General features: G+C 64.4%; 5 protein-coding genes. All 5 read left to right on the forward strand.

Annotated elements, in window-relative coordinates; all coding sequences use genetic code 11:
* Positions 1-83: 83 nt before the first annotated feature.
* The 5 genes from ACZ6WW_RS14800 to ACZ6WW_RS14820 are packed head-to-tail and all read left to right on the forward strand — an operon-like array spanning position 84 to position 17,258.
* The gene (locus ACZ6WW_RS14800) at positions 84-7,343 is read left to right on the forward strand and encodes an amino acid adenylation domain-containing protein (protein ID WP_465274886.1); all 7,260 of its coding nucleotides are present in this window, start codon (positions 84-86) and stop codon (positions 7,341-7,343) included.
* 14 nt (positions 7,344-7,357) lie between these two features.
* Complete coding sequence (locus ACZ6WW_RS14805) at positions 7,358-13,747, forward strand: amino acid adenylation domain-containing protein (protein ID WP_465274887.1); 6,390 nt, start codon at positions 7,358-7,360, stop codon at positions 13,745-13,747.
* A 30-nt stretch (positions 13,748-13,777) separates the two neighbouring features.
* Positions 13,778-14,908: a glycosyltransferase family 2 protein gene (locus tag ACZ6WW_RS14810; RefSeq protein ID WP_465274888.1), complete on the forward strand. Its 1,131-nt coding sequence runs from the start codon at positions 13,778-13,780 to the stop codon at positions 14,906-14,908.
* Entirely contained in the window at positions 14,902-16,011 is a 1,110-nt protein-coding gene (locus ACZ6WW_RS14815) for a polysaccharide deacetylase family protein (protein WP_465274889.1), read from the forward strand. The genes ACZ6WW_RS14810 and ACZ6WW_RS14815 overlap by 7 nt, the downstream gene beginning before the upstream one ends.
* The gene (locus ACZ6WW_RS14820) at positions 15,999-17,258 is read left to right on the forward strand and encodes an O-antigen ligase family protein (RefSeq protein WP_465274890.1); all 1,260 of its coding nucleotides are present in this window, start codon (positions 15,999-16,001) and stop codon (positions 17,256-17,258) included. The genes ACZ6WW_RS14815 and ACZ6WW_RS14820 overlap by 13 nt, the downstream gene beginning before the upstream one ends.

A 17,258-nucleotide genomic window follows, 5' to 3' on the forward strand; every position in this document is an offset into this window, starting at 1 on the left:
GAATACCTCGAAAGAAAACCGAACAAGACAAACATCGCTGCCATCGTCTGTGGGGAGACTGCGAAAGCCTGATGAACGCGTGCATGGATACCAGCAAGGACGATGCCGGCCTGAGCCTGCGCTTGTTCGACGTGTTGCCGTCGCGAACCGGCACAACGACCGAATGCATGCATCGCCAATACGTGCTCGGCACGACGGACTTTTCGGGGCGAACGAATATCTCGACGTTGCTGTGTGCCGTATTGGCCGTGACCGAATCGCAGTTGACCGGCGCCGATACCGTTTTGGCCAGCCGTGTCGTAGCCGACCAGTTGCAACAGGTTGCTGTCGATGTGCCGCGAACGGGCGATCGCGCCGCTTGGCTACAAGGATTCGGGCAGCAGATCAATGATGCAACGGATATCCCGCAGCCTGCCGCATGGGGCGCCGCGGATCATGGCGACGGCGACTTCTGTGCCTCGATCGCCAGCCGCTGGTATCTGGATATATCCGGACCGGCCCGGCTGTGCGTCGATTTTCGAGCGCCGTTCAACGAGGTCTCGATCGAGCTCTTCGCCAGGAGCGTGCTGCGCCTGCTGGACGCAGCGTGCGCATCAGGCGAGGCAAGCATGGGCTCGCTGGACGTCATCGATCCCATCGAACGCGAACGCATGTTGCAATGGAACGCTACTGCCAGGCCGCGGCGCGATAGCGATACCGTGCATGGCCTGTTCGCCGAATGCGCTAGGCAATACCCGACTCGCACTGCCATCGAGGCCGGCGATGTCGTGCTGACGTATGCCGAACTCGATGCACGTGCCGAGCGCGTTGCTGCGGGGTTGCTTGCCGCGGGCGTAACGCACGGATCGCCGGTGGCGCTGCTGCTGGAGCGCTCGGCAGAGGCCATCGTCGCCCTGCTCGGCATTCTGAAGGCCGGCGGCGCCTATCTGCCGCTCGACCCCACCTACCCGGCCGAGCGACTCGCCTTCGTGATCGGCGATGCAGGCGCCACGCTGGTCATCGCCGGTACGGATACCCACGCGCTTTCGGGTATCACCGTTCCGATCATGCCGCTCGAACAGCTCGAGCGGCATGCTGCGCCGTCGGCGCAACCGACCCTGGGTAGCGATGCACTGGCCTATGTCATGTACACCTCGGGGTCCACCGGCACCCCCAAGGGTGCACAAATCCTGCATCGGGCGATCATCCGATTGGTACGCGACGTGGACTATGTGGACTTCGGCACACAGCCGCGCCTGTTGCACGCCGCGCCATTGGGATTCGATGCATCGACGCTGGAAATCTGGGGCGCCCTGCTCAATGGCGGATGCTGCGTCGTTCACGGCGAACGCATTCCCACCGGCTGCGGCCTGGCAAAAACCATCGACCGTCACCACGCTCAGATCGCCTGGCTGACCGCAGCCTTGTTCAACGCCATTGTTGATGACGACGCCAGCAAGCTGCGCGGGCTTTCCCAGTTGTTGATCGGTGGCGAAGCGCTTTCGCCTGCGCATGTGCGCAAGGCCTATGCGGCGCTGCCGGACACCCGCATCATCAACGGCTACGGTCCGACCGAATGCACCACGTTCGCCACGACCTATCCCATCCCACGCGACCTGGATGCCGATACGCGTTCGATCCCGATCGGCCGACCGATCGCCGATACCACGCTGCACGTGCTCAATGCCCGCGGCGAACCGGTACCGGTCGGTGTCATCGGTGAATTGCACATCGGCGGGGCTGGCCTTGCACGCGGTTATCTGGCGCGCCCGGAGCTGACCGCCGAGCGCTTTATCACCCATCCCTCCGACGCAAGCGGCGAGCGGCTTTATCGCACCGGCGACCTGGTTCGCTGGCTCTCCGAAGGCGTGATCGAATTCATCGGCCGTGCCGATGGCCAGGTGAAAATCCGCGGCTACCGGATCGAGATCGGCGAAATCGAAGCCGCCTTGCAACGCATCGATGGTGTACGCGCTGGCGCGGTGATGGTGCGTGAAGATAAGCCCGGGCAGAAGCGCCTGGTCGCCTATTACGTGCTGGACGATACGACGCTCACCGCGAGGAGCCTGCGCGAGCAACTGTCGAAGGCGCTGCCCGAGTTCATGGTGCCGGCCATCTATATGGGGCTCGCATCGCTGCCGATTACCACCAACGGCAAGCTCGATCGCCGCGCCCTGCCCGCGCCGGACAATCGCCGCCCCGAGCTGGTCGGGGTCTACGTGCCACCCCAGGGCGTCGTGGAACAACGCCTGTGCGCCCTGTTCGCCGATATGCTTGGCCTGGACCAGGTGGGACGTAACGACCATTTCTTCGATCTCGGCGGCAACTCGCTGCTGGCCGTCAAAACCGTCGCTCGCATCCACGAAGAACTGTCGACGCGGCCGACCATCGTCGACTTTTTTGGCACACCGACACCGGCGGACCTGGCGGCATTGATCGAAAGCGGCACCAACCGCAGCGCTCTAGCCGGGCGACTCGCTCGTGCCCAAACGCGCGAAGCGGCCGAACCCATCGCCATCATCGCCATGGCCGGGCGTTTCCCCGGCGCTTCGAGTGTCGAAACCTTCTGGGACAACCTCTGTGCCGGCCGCGATTCGATCACGTTCTTTGCTGCCGACGAGCTCGATCCCGGGATCGCCGCCGAAGAACGTGCCGATCCGTCCTATGTGGCCGCACGTGGCGTGATCGATGGCGTGGAAGATTTCGACGCGGCGTTTTTTGGTATTTCGCCACGCGAAGCCGAGCTCACCGATCCGCAGCAACGCATTTTTCTCGAACTGTGCTGGGAATGCCTGGAGCGTGGCGGTTATGTGCCGGATGCGCACGACGTGCCTGTCGGCGTATTCGGCGGCATGCACAACGCGACCTATTTCCAGCGGCACATCAGCACGCGCCCCGACCTGGTCGAAAAGCTCGGCGCGTTTCCGGTGATGCTGGCCAACGAAAAAGATTATCTCGCCACGCGCGTCGCGCATCGGCTCAATCTGACCGGTCCGGCGATCAGCATGAATACGGCATGCTCGACCTCGCTGGTGGCGATCAGCCAGGCCTTCGACGCCTTGCGTGCCGGCCGGTGCGATATGGCGCTGGCCGGCGGCGTGGCCATTACCTGCCCGCCACGCAGCGGCTATCTGTATCAGGAAGGCTCGATGCTGTCGCCCGATGGCCATACGCGCAGTTTCGACGCGGATGCACAAGGCACGGTGTTCAGCGACGGCGCGGCGGTGCTTCTGTTGAAACGATTGTCTGACGCGCAGCGCGATGGGGATCCGATCTATGCGGTCATTCGCGGCGTGGCCGTCAACAACGACGGTGGACTCAAGGCGAGTTTCACCGCACCGAGCAGCGCCGGCCAGGCGGCAGTCGTCACCATGGCGCTCGACAACGCCGGTGTCGATGCGCGCTCGATCTCCTATATCGAGACGCACGGTACCGCCACACCGCTGGGCGATCCCATCGAAATCGAGGGCCTCACCCAGGCGTTCCGCCAAAGCACCGACGAGCTCGGCTTCTGCGCGCTCGGCTCGGTCAAGAGCAATGTCGGCCATCTGGTCATGGCGGCCGGCGCGGCCGGCGTGATCAAGACCGCGCTGTCGCTGCACGAGCGCACGCTGCCACCGTCGCTGCATCTGCGCGCGACCAATCCGAAGATCGACTTTGCGCATTCGCCCTTTACGGTGAATACGAGCCTGCAACCCTGGCATGCCGACACCGGTCCGCTTCGCGCCGGCGTCAGTTCGTTCGGCGTCGGCGGCACCAATGCCCATGTGGTGCTCGAAGAAGCACCCGCCGCCGAGCCCTCCGATCCAGCCAACGGCGCACAGCTGCTGGTGCTTTCCGCGCGCTCCGCATCCGCGCTGGCAAACGCGGGGAAACAGCTTGCCGAACATCTGACGGCCCATCCCGAGATCAATCTCGCCGATGTCTCCTGGACCTTGAGCAAGGGACGCAAGGCCTTTACCCATCGCACCTGCGTGGTGGCCCAAAGCGTCGAGGATGCTGCCAACGGGCTTCGCGACGGGGCACTGGCCACCTGGACGGCGCAACAGCCCGCGCCTGCCATCGTCTTCATGTTTCCCGGCCAGGGTTCGCAATATGCCGGCATGGGCCGCGAGCTGTACGCCGCCGAACCGGCATTCCGCGATGCGTTCGACGCATGCGCGGCGATTCTGCGCGATGAACTCGGCTTCGACCTGCGCGAAAAGATGTTCGACGACGATGCCGACGCCTTGCGCGCGACCGCGCTGACGCAGCCGGCGACCTTTACGATCGAGTACGCGCTGGCCCGGCTATGGATGAGCGCCGGTATCCAGCCCGTTGCGATGATCGGCCATAGCATCGGCGAATTCGTCGCGGCCGTGCTCGCCGGCGTGATGAGCCTGGCCGATGGCGCCCGGCTGGTGGCACGGCGCGGGCGGATGATGCAGGCGTTGCCGAGTGGCTCGATGCTGTCGGTGCGACTGGACGGGGCGCAGCTTGCCGCGCGACTGCCGGCATCGCTGTCGCTGGCCGCGGAAAACTCGCCCAATGCCTGCGTGGTGTCTGGCGAGATCGATGCCGTCGATGCTTTCCGTGTCGAGCTGGAGCAGGCCGGCATCGCCTGCCGGCTGCTACAGACCTCGCACGCATTCCATTCGGCCATGATGGACCCGGTATTGAGTTCGTTCCGCCGGGAGGTCGAACAGATCGCCTTGTCGCCGGCTGACATTCCCATCGTTTCGACCTTGACCGGCGAAGCTTTGAGCGATGCCGATGCGATATCGCCGGACTATTGGACCCGCCATCTGCGCGGCACCGTGCGTTTCTCCACGGCGTTGCGCGCGCTGCTTGCCGATCCACAGCATGCCTTTGTCGAAGTGGGGCCGCGCGCGACGTTGAGCCTGCTCGCGCGGCAGCATCCGGAAGGCCGGGGCCGCATCGTGCTTACCTCGCTGACCGATACGCCCGCCAACGAGCGCACCGCGTGGCTGGGCGCCCTGGGCCAGCTCTGGTGCAACGGTGCAGCGGTCGCCGTCGACGCGCTGGACCAACGCTCACGCAAGCATCGCGTTCGTCTGCCGACGTATCCGTTCGAGCGTAAACGCCACTGGATCGAAGCTCGCCCGCTCGCCGTCGCGGCACCCGCGGCAGCCGTATCCAACATCACCGTGCTGCCCTTGCCTGTCCACAGCGCACCGATCGAATCGTCACTTGCCCCCATGCCGGAGCCTGTATCCATGCCCGTACAAACCGCCGCTGCGAATACCGCATCCGCACGATCCGCGCGCCTGGTCGCGCAACTGACGGCATTGTTCGAGGACGTCGCCGGCAACGAGTTCGATGACGCGGATACCGATGCGAACTTTGTCGAGCTGGGTCTGGATTCGCTGGCGCTGACCCAGGTCGCGCTGCAGCTGCAGAAAACTTTCGCGCTGAAGATCACCTTCCGCGAGCTGATGGAATCGTGTTCATCCTTTGAGCGTCTCGCCATGCACATCGACCGCCTCTTGCCGCCCGACAGCCAGCCTGCCGCAGCCACACCAGCCGTACCGGCCCCCACAGCGACCGCGCCTACGAGCACACAGCCGAGCATGATGCCTGCTACAAGCGGCGGCCTGGTCCAGGATGTCATCCAGCAGCAGATGCTGATCATGCAGCAGCAACTGGCCTTGCTCGCCGCCGCTGGTGGCGCTGGTGTTCCTCCTGCGGCACCGGTTGCGGCAGCGCCTGTTGTTGCGCCCGCACCCCAGGCGGCTCCTTCGGTCACACCGACCATCGCGAAAGCGGCCACCGCCGAGCCGACCGGTTCCGACGAAGAGGCCGCGCTGGCACACACGACGTATGACGTCAAAAAGGCCTTCGGCGCGATCGCCCGCATTCACTCGACCTCGACCGAGCTGAGCACCCGCCAGCGCGCACGGCTGGACGTCTTCATGCGCCGCTATATCGAGCGTACCCGTCGGTCGAAGGAATATACCCAGCAACACCGCGATCACCTTGCCGACCCGCGCGTCGTCAACGGCTTCCGGCCGCTGCTGAAAGAAATGATCTACCAGATCGTGGTCGACCGGTCGAAGGGTTCCAAGGTATGGGATCTGGACGGCAACGAGTATGTCGATGCGCTCAACGGCTTCGGCATGAACCTGTTCGGCTGGCAGCCGGATTTTATCGTCGACGCCATTCGCCAGCAGATCGACGCCGGTTACGAAATCGGCCCGCAACACCCGCTGGCTGGTCACGTCGCCAAGCAGATCTGCGAGCTCACCGGGTTCGATCGTGCTGCACTGTGCAACACGGGTTCGGAGGCGGTGATGGGTACCGTGCGCATCGCGCGCACCATCACCGGCCGCGACACCCTGGTGATCTTCACCGGCTCCTATCACGGCATTTTCGACGAAGTGATCGTGCGCGGCACCAAGAAGCTGCGCTCGGTACCTGCCGCACCGGGGATCCTGCGCAATACCTCCGAGAACGTGCTGGTACTGGATTACGGCACGCCCGAATCCCTGGCGATCATCCGTGAGCGCGCCTCGTCGATTGCCGCCGTGCTGGTCGAACCGGTGCAGAGTCGCCGGCCCGACTTCCAGCCGCGCGAATTCCTGCAGGAGCTGCGCGCCATCACCAGCGACGCAGGTGCCTTGCTGATCTTCGACGAAGTGGTTACCGGTTTTCGTTCGCACCCTCGCGGCGCGCAAGCCGTGCTCGGCATCGATGCGGACCTCGCATCGTATGGCAAGGTCGTTGGCGGCGGTTTCCCCATCGGGGTGATCGCCGGCAAGCGCAAATACATGGATGCGCTGGACGGCGGCGGCTGGCAGTTCGGCGACGCCTCGATCCCCACCGTCGGCGTGACCTATTTTGCCGGCACCTTCGTTCGTCACCCGCTGGCATTGGCGGCAGCACATGCCGTGCTCAAGCATCTCAAGGCATCCGGCAGCGCATTGCAGGAACGGCTGAATGCGCGCACCTCGCTGCATGCCGACGATCTGAACGCGTTCTGCGCCGAGCTGGGCGCACCGATCAAGATCACCCACTTCGCGTCCGTATGGAAGATCAACTTCCTCGAAGAACACCCGCTGCAGGACCTGCTGTTCGCGATGATGCGCAGCCGCGGCATCCACATCCTCGACAACTTCCCCTGTTTCTTCACTACGGCGCATAGCGAAGCGGACTTCGTTGCGATCGGCAAGGCATTCAAGGACTCGGTGCTCGAGCTGCAGGAGGCGGAATTCCTGCCGCGGCGACGCCAGGCCGAGGTACGCACGCTGGATGCCGACAAGCCGCCGGTAACTGGTGCACGCCTGGGCAAGGATGCGGAGGGCAACCCGGCCTGGTTCGTACCCAATCCGGATGCGCCCGGCAAGTTCATGAGGGTCAGCGCATGAATTCGGATCAGCTCATGGGGATCTCCACGGCTGTCGATTACGACCCGTTCGCCGATGCGCCTCTGGCCCGCGTGGTCGCTACCACCGAGCCGCAGCGTGAAATCTGGCTGGCCGCAAAACTGGAGCGCGAAGCATCACTCGCCTATAACGAATCGGTGTCGCTGCATTTGTCCGGCGCGCTCGATGTTGCCGCCTTGCAGACCAGCCTGCAGGCGCTGGTCGATCGTCATGAAATACTGCGGGCGACGCTGAGCAAGGATGGCGAAGAGCTGCATATCGCCACCCAGCTCGAACTGCCCTGCCCGCTGCGCGACTTGTCCGCACTCAGCGAGGCGGCACGCGAAGCCGATATCGACGCGGCGCTCAGCGAGGCCGTAACCCAGCCGTTCGATCTCGAGCATGGTCCGCTGGTACGCGCTCAACTGCTTCGCCTGGCGCCGGATCGGCACCTGCTGATCTTCACCGCACACCACATCGTCTGCGATGGCTGGTCGTTCGGCGTCATCGTGCAGGACCTGGCCGCGCTGTACACCGAACAGTTGGGCCAGGGTCCCGGTCCGGCGGCAGCGGATTCCTATGTCGATTTCGCCCAGGAGCAGGTCTTGCTTGCCCAGACCGATACCGGCCGCGAAGCCGAGCACTACTGGCTGTCCCGTTTCACCACTATTCCATCGGCGCTCGACCTGCCGACCGATCATCCGCGCCAGCGCCGCCGCACGTTCGCGTCGCAGCGTGAAGATCGCACGCTCGACGCCACCCTGGTCGCCGACATCAAGAAAATGGGCGCGCGGCGCGGGGCGAGTTTCTACGCCACGTTGCTTGCCGCCTTCGGCGTGCTGCTGCAGCGACTGAGCGGTCAGGACGATGTCGTCATCGGTATCCCTTCCGCGGGACAGGCGGCCGGCGGTCATGATGCCCTGGTGGGCCATTGCGTGAACGTACTGCCGTTGCATGCATCCATCGATACGCAGGCCAGCTTCGCCGCTGTATTGAACGGCGTTCGCGGCGATCTGCTCGACGCGTTCGAACACCAGCAATACACGCTCGGCAGTCTGCTGGCACGCCTGGCACTGCCGCGCGATCCCAGTCGCCTGCCCCTGGTCAGTGTGCTGTTCAATCTCGATCAGGCGCTGGACGAGCAAAGCGTGACGTTCCCCGGCCTGCAATTCCAGTTTGCGGCCAACGCACGCGTCTTCGAAAACTTCGAGCTGTTCGTCAATGCAGTGCAGGTCGACGGCGGCCTGCGTCTGGAATGCCAGTACAACAGCGATCTGTTTCGCGGCGAAACGGTACAAGGCTGGCTCGATGCATACGAAACGCTGCTGCGCAGTGCGATTGCCGACCCCGATAAAGCCACGCAGGCGCTGGAGCTCTTGTCCGACACCGCACGGCAAGGACTGGAGGCGTTGCAGCCGCCGGTCACGCCCTATCCGGAGCAGCAGCTCGCCCACGAATATTTCGAGCATCAGGTTGACAGGTCGCCGGCGCGCGCGGCTGTACGACATGGCGCCGTACAGCTGAGCTACGTCGATCTCGAGGCACGCGCGAATCGGCTCGCGCGTTGCCTGCGCGCGCGCGGCGTGGGTCATGGCGACCTGGTAGGCCTGTCACTCGCACGCGGCACGGATATGGTCGCCGCGGTCCTGGCCGTGCTCAAGGCCGGTGCAGGCTACGTGCCGCTGGATCCGTGCTTCCCCTCCGACCGCCTTGCCTTCATGGCCGAGGATGCGTCGCTGGCCGCGCTGGTCGTCGACGATGCGGTTCCGTCAGCGTTTGCGTTCGATCCGTCGCACGTGCTTTCGCTCACCCGCGATGCCGATGCCATCCAGGCCGCGGACGCAAGCCGGCTGTCGCGTAGCGAGACGGCAGCGATGCCCGATTCGCCCGCCTATGTGATCTTCACCTCGGGCTCGACCGGTCGTCCCAAGGGTGTGCGGGTTCCGCATCGCACGACGTCGAACTTCCTCACCAGCATGCAGCGGGTGCCCGGGATTGGCGCGGATGACCGCTTGCTCGCCGTGACCACGCTGTCCTTCGATATCGCCTTCATGGAGCTGATGCTGCCCTTGAGCGTCGGCGCCGAGGTGGTCATCGCCGATCGCGACGACGTTCGCGATGGCGCGGCGCTGCGCAAACTCGTGGAAAGCAGCCAGGCGACGATGATGCAGGCAACCCCTGCCGGCTGGCGCATCCTGGTGGAATCGGGCTGGAACGGTCACTCAACGTTCCGTGCCGTCTCCGGCGGCGAACCGTTGCCGGTGGATCTGGCCGAAGCCCTGCTGCAACGCTGCGGCGAAGTCTGGAACGGCTACGGGCCGACCGAGACGACGGTGTATTCGACGTATTGGCGCGTAGCCGACCCGCGCGCCGGCATCTGCATCGGGACGCCGATCGCCAACACGCGCGTATACATCCTCAATGAGCAGCAGATGCCCTGCCCTCTGGGCGTACCCGGCGAAATCTATATCGGCGGCGCCGGTGTCACGCTGGGTTATCTCCATCGTCCCGAGCTGACCGCGGAACGTTTCCTGCCCGATGCATTCGCTACGGCAGGCGATGCGCGCATGTACCGCACTGGCGACCGCGGCCGCTGGCTCTATAACGGCATGCTGGAGCATCTTGGCCGTCTGGATTTTCAGGTCAAGGTGCGCGGCTACCGTATCGAGCTGGGCGAAATCGAATCCGTGCTTGCCGATGCGCCGACCGTGGCTCGCGCCGTCGTCATGGCGCGCGAGGATCGTCCCGGCGACGTACGGCTGGTGGCCTATGTCGTACCGCGCGAAGGCGCCCACTACGACGAGCAGGGCTTGCGCGCCCTATTGCAGCAACGACTGCCCGACTACATGCTGCCGCAGCACCTGATCGAACTGGCGGCGATTCCGCTGCTGCCCAACGGGAAAATCAATCGCAAGGCCTTGCCCGCGCCGTCGATCCAGTCCGTCGCCAGCCACGAGACGCGGTTGGCTCCGCGCAACGACGATGAGCGACGGGTCGCGGCGGCGATGGAAACCGTGCTCGCCCTGCCCGACCTGGACGTGCGCGATAACTTCTTTGCCCTCGGTGGCCATTCGCTGTTGGCGGCCCAACTTACCGCGCGTCTCAATCGGGAATTCGGCATCACCTTGTCGTTCCGCACGCTGTTCGACGCACCGACCATCGCCGACCTGGCGGCGGCCATCGCGCAGCAGGTAGCCAGCGGCACGGCACCGGCGACGCAACCGATCGAACGGCGCGCCCAGCAGGATCGGGCGCCGCTGTCGTTGATGCAACAACGTCTGTGGGCATTGGAAGAACTGCAACCGGGCCGGGTGACCTATAACGCGCCCTCGGCCCATCGCCTGCGCGGACATCTGGACGAAGCTGCGTTCCAGCTCGCCATGCAAGCACTGATGCAGCGCCAGGCGATCATGCGCACGGCCTTTCGCCGCAACGGTGAACAGGTCGAGCAGATTGTGGAGCCGCACATCGAACTGCCGCTGTTCCCGGCCGAAGATCTTTCCGCGCTGCCCGACACCGAGCGCGAGGCGGCCTTGATGCAACGGCTGCAAGCCTTGACCGACACGCCATTCGACCTGACTCGCGCCCCGCTGTTTCGTGCGCATATGTTCAAGCTCGCCGACGACGATCATGCGTTCTTTTTCATGCCGCACCACATCATCTGGGACGGCTGGTCGTTCGACATTCTTTATGCCGAGCTGTCGCAGTTGTATCGCGCGTTCACCGAGGGTGCGGCCTCGCCGTTATCACCGTTGCCCGTCAGCTACGGCGACTTCGCCGCCTGGCATACCCAGTGGCTCGAAGGCCCGCAGTTCCAGACCCAGCTGGCGTTCTGGCGCGAGCGGCTGGCGCAGATGGGCGATATCAAGGCCTTGCCGACCGACCAGCCGCGGCGACCGGGCATGTCGGGCGTGGGCCGTACCGAATGGATCCGCGTTTCCAAGGACGCTACCGAGGCGATGCACGACGTTGCCCGCCGCGCCGATGCCACGCTCAATATGACCCTGCTCTCGCTGTACTACGTACTGTTGAGCGGCATGGCCAGCCAGCGCGACCTGGTCGTCGGCACGCCGGTGCGTGGCCGCAACCAGACCGAAGTCGAATCCGTGATGGGTTATTTCAATAACCTGCTGCCACTGCATATCAACGTGGACCCGGCACTGTCGTTCATCGATTTCGTGCAGCACGTCAAGCGCACCGCGATCGAGAGCTTCGGCCATCCAGACGTCCCGCTGGAATATCTCCAGCGCGAACTGCGCATCGGCCATGGCAATGGCGCGGTGCTTTATCAGGCCTTGTTCTCGTTCCAGGATGCGCGCCAGCGCATCGTGAACTGGGGCGGCCTGGCGCACGAGCAGATCCTGCTGTTCCAGAGCGGCGCTACCGAAGACCTTGGGCTATGGTTCCTGGAAAGCACCAAGGGCATGGTCGGAGGCGTGACCTACAACGCCGATATTCTGCAAGGCGATACGGCAAGGCTGCTGCGCGATCGCTATATCGCGATGATGGCGCGCGTCAGCGGCGATCCAACGCTGCCCATTACCGCGCTCCATGCGATCGGCGACGCGGAGCTGGAACAACTGCGCACATGGAATGCCGGCACGGCCGAACTGCGCCTCCCCGCGTCGATTTCCGCCATGTTCGAACGGCAGGTCGACAGTGCACCGAACAGGACCGCGCTGACCTTCGGTAGCTGGGGCACGAGTTACGCCGAGATCGAACATCGCGCCAATCGCATCGCTGCCTGCCTGCGCCGACGGAATGTCGTTGCGGGGAGCGTCGTCGGGCTGGGCGTCGAACCGGGAATCAACGGTCTCGCCAGCATGCTGGGTGTCTGGAAAGCCGGCGGCGCCTGCGTCCTGCTGGATCCGTCCGATCCTCCCGCGCGCTTGAAAGACATCGCCCAGGACGCCGGTATCGAGACACTGGTCGGCGAGTCCACGCTGGCCACCAGCATGAGCTGGTCGATGGTGCGGGGCCTCTGGCTGGACACCGACAACAACGAGATCATCGCCGCATCGGCCGAGCGACAGGCGGCTCCCGCTGACCTTACGGCAGACAGTGCCGCCTGGATTGTCTATGCGCTCGACGCAAAGGGTTTGCTGCGCGGTAGCGCGGTGACTCACCGAGCCGTCGCGAACACCTTGCAAGGGATGCAGGACGTACTCGGCCTGACTGCCGCCGATCGCATGTTCACTACCGCCTCGCCAGCCAGCGGCATCGCGGCAATGGCATGCCTCTTGCCGCTTGCAGCAGGTGCCGAACTCGTCCTGGCCAGCGAACGCGAAGCCAAGGACGGTGCAGCACTTGCTCAGCTCGCGCAGGCAACGCAACCGGCCGCGATACTGCTATCGCCGGAGCGTTGGCAAAGCATGTTGGCCGCGCAGTGGCCTGGGCAGACCCATACGAAGGCCGTATGCATCGGCGGCGCGCCGTCACCGCAACTGGCGGTGCAATTGGCCGCTTGCTGCGCCGGCTTCTGGAATACCTTCGGCTCGGCCGATAGTGCCATCCTGGCCACCTGCGGTCGCGTCGAGCAACCGGCCGAAAGCCTGCATGGCGGTCGACCGCTTGCCAATACCGGCGCATGGATCATGGACGAGCAGCAACAGGCCTGTCCCATCGGCGCCATCGGCGAGATCGCATTGCGCGGCGAAGGACTGAGCCGCCCGTTTGGCACAAGAGCCACGTCGTCGGCCGAACCCTCCGCCTCTACGTGGCTGCGGACCGGGTATCGCGGTCGCTGGCTGGTCAGTGGGCATCTGCAAGCGATGGGCCGCCTCGATCGCCGCGTGAACATACAAGGGCAGGACATCGATCTGGCCGGTATCGAGGCGAAGCTGCTGGCGCTACCCGGCGTCGCCCAGGTCATCGCCGTGGTTCGCGCGCACCGCACGGATGGTCAGCATATCGACGCGTATGTGGTGCCACACGCCAACGCGCTGCTGCATGCACAAACGCTTGGCGAACAACTTGCCGATGCATTGCCGGCTCGCGAGATGCCACGGCATCTTGTGGTGTTGCAGGAGCTGCCGCGACTGGCCGACGGCAACACGGACTCGGACGCGCTGCCCGCGCCGCAGGAGGGTACGAGCGATGAGCCCGTGGCATTGGCCATGCAGCCGAAGACGCCCAATGAAAAGCTGCTTGCGGGCATCTGGTGTCAACTTCTGGGTGTTGCCCAGGTGCGTACCAGCGACAACTTTTTCGATATCGGCGGCCATTCGTTGTTGGCGGTCGACATGGTGGCGCGCGTGCAACGTGAGCTAGGGGCGAGCTTGAACCTGCTCGATGTCGCCAACAGCACGCTGGGCACGCTGGCGGCGGAACTCGCACACGCACCGGTAAAAACCGAGCCGCCGGCCAAACACGGGCTGCGCCTGCGCAACCTGTTCGGGCGACGCTGATATGAACCTTTCGGTCCGGGGGGAGCCGATATGATGTCGCTGGCCATCCTTGCCTGCTGGGGTTGCGCAGGTCTGCTTGCCCACGTTTTCGTGGGCTATCCCTTGTGGATGTGGCTACTCGCGCACGTGCATCCGCGCCCGGTCCACAAGCGCGGCATGACACCGACCGTGACGGTGATCATCGCCGTCCATGAAGGCAGCCGCCACATCAAGGCGAAGCTGAAAAGCCTGCACAGCATGGATTATCCGCCGGAACTGATCGACATCATCGTTGCCTGCGACGGCTGCAACGATGCGACGCCGGCACTGGCGCGCCATTTCGGCGGCAGCAATACCCGCGTGCTGCGCTTCCCGGTACGTCGCGGCAAGGCGGCTTGCCTGAACGATGCGGTGGCGCTCGCACGCGGCGACGTACTCTTGATGACCGATGTTCGGCAACGGTTGTCGCCGATGGCTCTGCGCGAACTGACGGCGAATCTGGCCGACCCGACAGTCGGTGCCGTGGGCGGTGAATTGCAGATGGAAAACGTCCGTTCCGGCTTCGCGCAAGGCGTGGACGCCTACTGGCGCTACGAAAAGCTGATCAGGCAATCGGAAAGCCGCTCGGGCTCCACCATTGGCGTCAGCGGCGCGCTGTACGCCATCCGGCGCGAACTGTTCGAACCGCTGCCGCCGGGCACGGTGCTCGACGACGTGCTCGTTCCGATGCGCGTTGCCGCGACGGGACGGCGCGTGGTGTTCGAACCGCGCGCCATTGCCTGGGACCAGCCTTCGCAACTTCCCGAGCAGGAGCGCAAGCGCAAGATTCGTACGCTCGCCGGCAACTATCAGTTGATCCAGCTCGCGCCGTGGCTGATCGATCCCTGGCGCAACCCGCTGTGGTTCCGCTTCGTGAGCCACAAGCTGTTGCGCCTGATGGCGCCATGGATGCTGCTGCTGTTCGCATTCAGCACCGCCGCGTTGGCGACGCGTCACCTGCCCTATCTATGGCTGCTGCTGTTGCTGCTTGCCGGCGCCTCGCTGGTCGTGGTCGGGCGCGTACTGCCCCGGCTGTCGCGCTGGTTACCGGTGCGCCTGGCTGTCGCCTTCTACTACCTCAATCTGTTCGCTGCACAGGCGTTGATCGCCTTTACCCGCAACCGAGGGCTTCATTTATGGTGAATGACATGGAAGGCGATGGCCGCGCATCCGGCATCCGCGGTCGACTGGGCGACCTTTGCTACAGCAGCGGCCTGTTGCATTCGCTGCAGCGCGTACGCTCGTGGTGGCAGAAAGACCTGCGCATCCTGGCCTATCACCGGATCATGCCGATACCAGATCCGGCAACCTACGATTTCGACCTCGAGTTGATCAGCACCTCGCCCGAACGGTTCCGCGAGCAGATGCGTCTGTTGAAGCAGCGCTTCCAACCGGTACGCCTCACCGATGTCGCCGCTGCCCTGGAAGCCGGCGACCCGTTGCCGCCCGATGCGGTGGCGGTGACCTTCGACGATGGCTACGACGATAACTACCGCATCGCTGCTCCCATCCTGACCGAGCTGGGCATCCCCGCCACGTTTTTTGTTTCCACCGGACATATCGACAGCGGGCGTCCCTTTGCCTACGACTGGCTCGTGCACATGTTGTTGCGTACCGGCTCGCCCAGTCTGCAATTGCCTGAGCTTGGCATCGACATGGCCATGCCGGCCGATCGCCAGGCCCGTCGGGATCTGGCCGGGCGCATCCTGCTTGAAATGAAAGATCTGAGCGCACTCGCACAGTCGGCGCTGATCCAGCGTCTCGAAAACGACTGGCGCATGCCCAGTGACGTGACACCCGACGAGTGCCGACCGATGACCTGGCAGCAGCTGCGCGAAATGCGTGCCGCGGGGCTCGAAGTGGGCTCGCACGGCGTGCACCACCGCATGCTGGCCAAGCTGCCGGACGATGAGATGGAGCGCGAAGTACGCGAATCGAAGGCCACGCTCGACCGCGAACTCGGCAGAATGCCAGGCTTGATGTCCTACCCGGTCGGCGGCGATCGCGCCTTCAACGATCGTGTGGTGCGGGCAACGCGCGACGCGGGCTTCGATCTGGCGTGCTGCTACATCTGCGGCACCAATCCCAGCCCGGCATCGAATCGGTTCTCGCTTTATCGCCTGCCGGTGGAACGCATGATGGGCCTGGGCTGGTTCGCCACCATGCTGACCCTGCCCAGCCTGATGAGCTACCAGACGGTAAGCCGCGAACCGGCTGCGCAGAGCGAGGACGCATGTACCCCCTGATCCTGCTCTATCTGATATTGACCATCGTCCGCCCGCAGGACTACCTGCCGGGCCTGGAGAACGTGCCGCTGCTGCCGGTGGTGCTGGTGCTGTCGTTCCTGGCATGGCTGGCATCGTCTGCCAAGACCTTCGCCGCGCCGCAGTTCGTGCTGCTGCCGGCGTTCCTCGTCGTCCTGATGATTTCCCAGCTGACCAACGGCTGGGCCGGCGGCATGAAGGACGAACTGATCAAGTTCGGGCCGACGGTCATCGCGTTCTATATCTTTGCCGCGGGCTGCACCACGCAGCGACGCGTCACCATCGGCATGGCTGTGTTCGTCCTTTGCTCGATGATCCTGGCGTTGCACGGCGTCGAGCAGGCCAAGACCGGTATGGGCTGGACCGGCATACCGTTGAGCGAGGAAGGCCGCATTCAGTACGTCGGCATCTTCAACGATCCGAACGACCTGGGCCTGCTGTTCGCCGCGACCTTGCCGATGGCCGTGTTTCTGAGCCGGCGCAGCGGGATGCTCGGCCGATGGTTCTGGTTGGCCGGTGCGCTGCTCCTGCTGTACGGCACCTACCTGACCAATTCGCGCGGCGCCCTGCTCGCTGTCCTGGTCGTCGCTGGATGTTATGTCTGGTATCGCCGCGGCCTGTTCACCGCCAGTGTGTTGGGCGTGATCGGTCTGGCCTGCATGAAGATACTGTCCTCGCGCATGCAGGAACTGGATGCCGAAGAGGAGTCCGCCGCCGGACGTGTCGATGCATGGTATTCGGGCATTCACATGTTCATGTCTCACCCGACCTTTGGCGTCGGCGCCGGCAACTTCACCGAATACAACGAACTCACCGCGCACAACTCGTTCGTGCTGGTACTGGCCGAGACCGGTTTCATCGGCTTTCTGCTGTGGCTGGCCTTCGTCGGCTACAGCTTCTGGATGGTGCTTGCCGTGGTACGTCACAAGCCGGACCTGACCGATCCCGTGCTGGCAACGTCATGGCGGGCCGAACGCGCGATGGCATTGACGCTGCTGCTTTCGCTATGCGGTCTGTTCTGCGCGGCGTTCTTCCTGAGCCGCAGCTACATGATCGTGCTGTATCTGTTTGCCGCGATGGTCACCGGCTACTACATCGGCGCAAGACAGCGACATCCGGGCCTGCCTGATCTACGGCTGTCCGATAGCGGATGGCGCTGGGTACCGGCGGCGGCAGGTGGCGTCGCGGCTTTGTTTGTTCTGGTTGCCGTGCTGTTGCGCACGACATGA

The sequence above is a fragment of the Dyella sp. NPDC103356 genome (assembly GCF_055584465.1).

What these genes read in the sequence shown, in the direction of transcription:
- ACZ6WW_RS14800 (WP_465274886.1), top strand. Translation starts at nt 84, where the DNA reads ATGGATACCAGCAAGGACGATGCCGGCCTGAGCCTGCGCTTGTTCGAC.
- ACZ6WW_RS14805 (WP_465274887.1), top strand. Translation starts at nt 7,358, where the DNA reads ATGGGGATCTCCACGGCTGTCGATTACGACCCGTTCGCCGATGCGCCT.
- ACZ6WW_RS14810 (WP_465274888.1), top strand. Translation starts at nt 13,778, where the DNA reads ATGATGTCGCTGGCCATCCTTGCCTGCTGGGGTTGCGCAGGTCTGCTT.
- ACZ6WW_RS14815 (WP_465274889.1), top strand. Translation starts at nt 14,902, where the DNA reads ATGGTGAATGACATGGAAGGCGATGGCCGCGCATCCGGCATCCGCGGT.
- ACZ6WW_RS14820 (WP_465274890.1), top strand. Translation starts at nt 15,999, where the DNA reads ATGTACCCCCTGATCCTGCTCTATCTGATATTGACCATCGTCCGCCCG.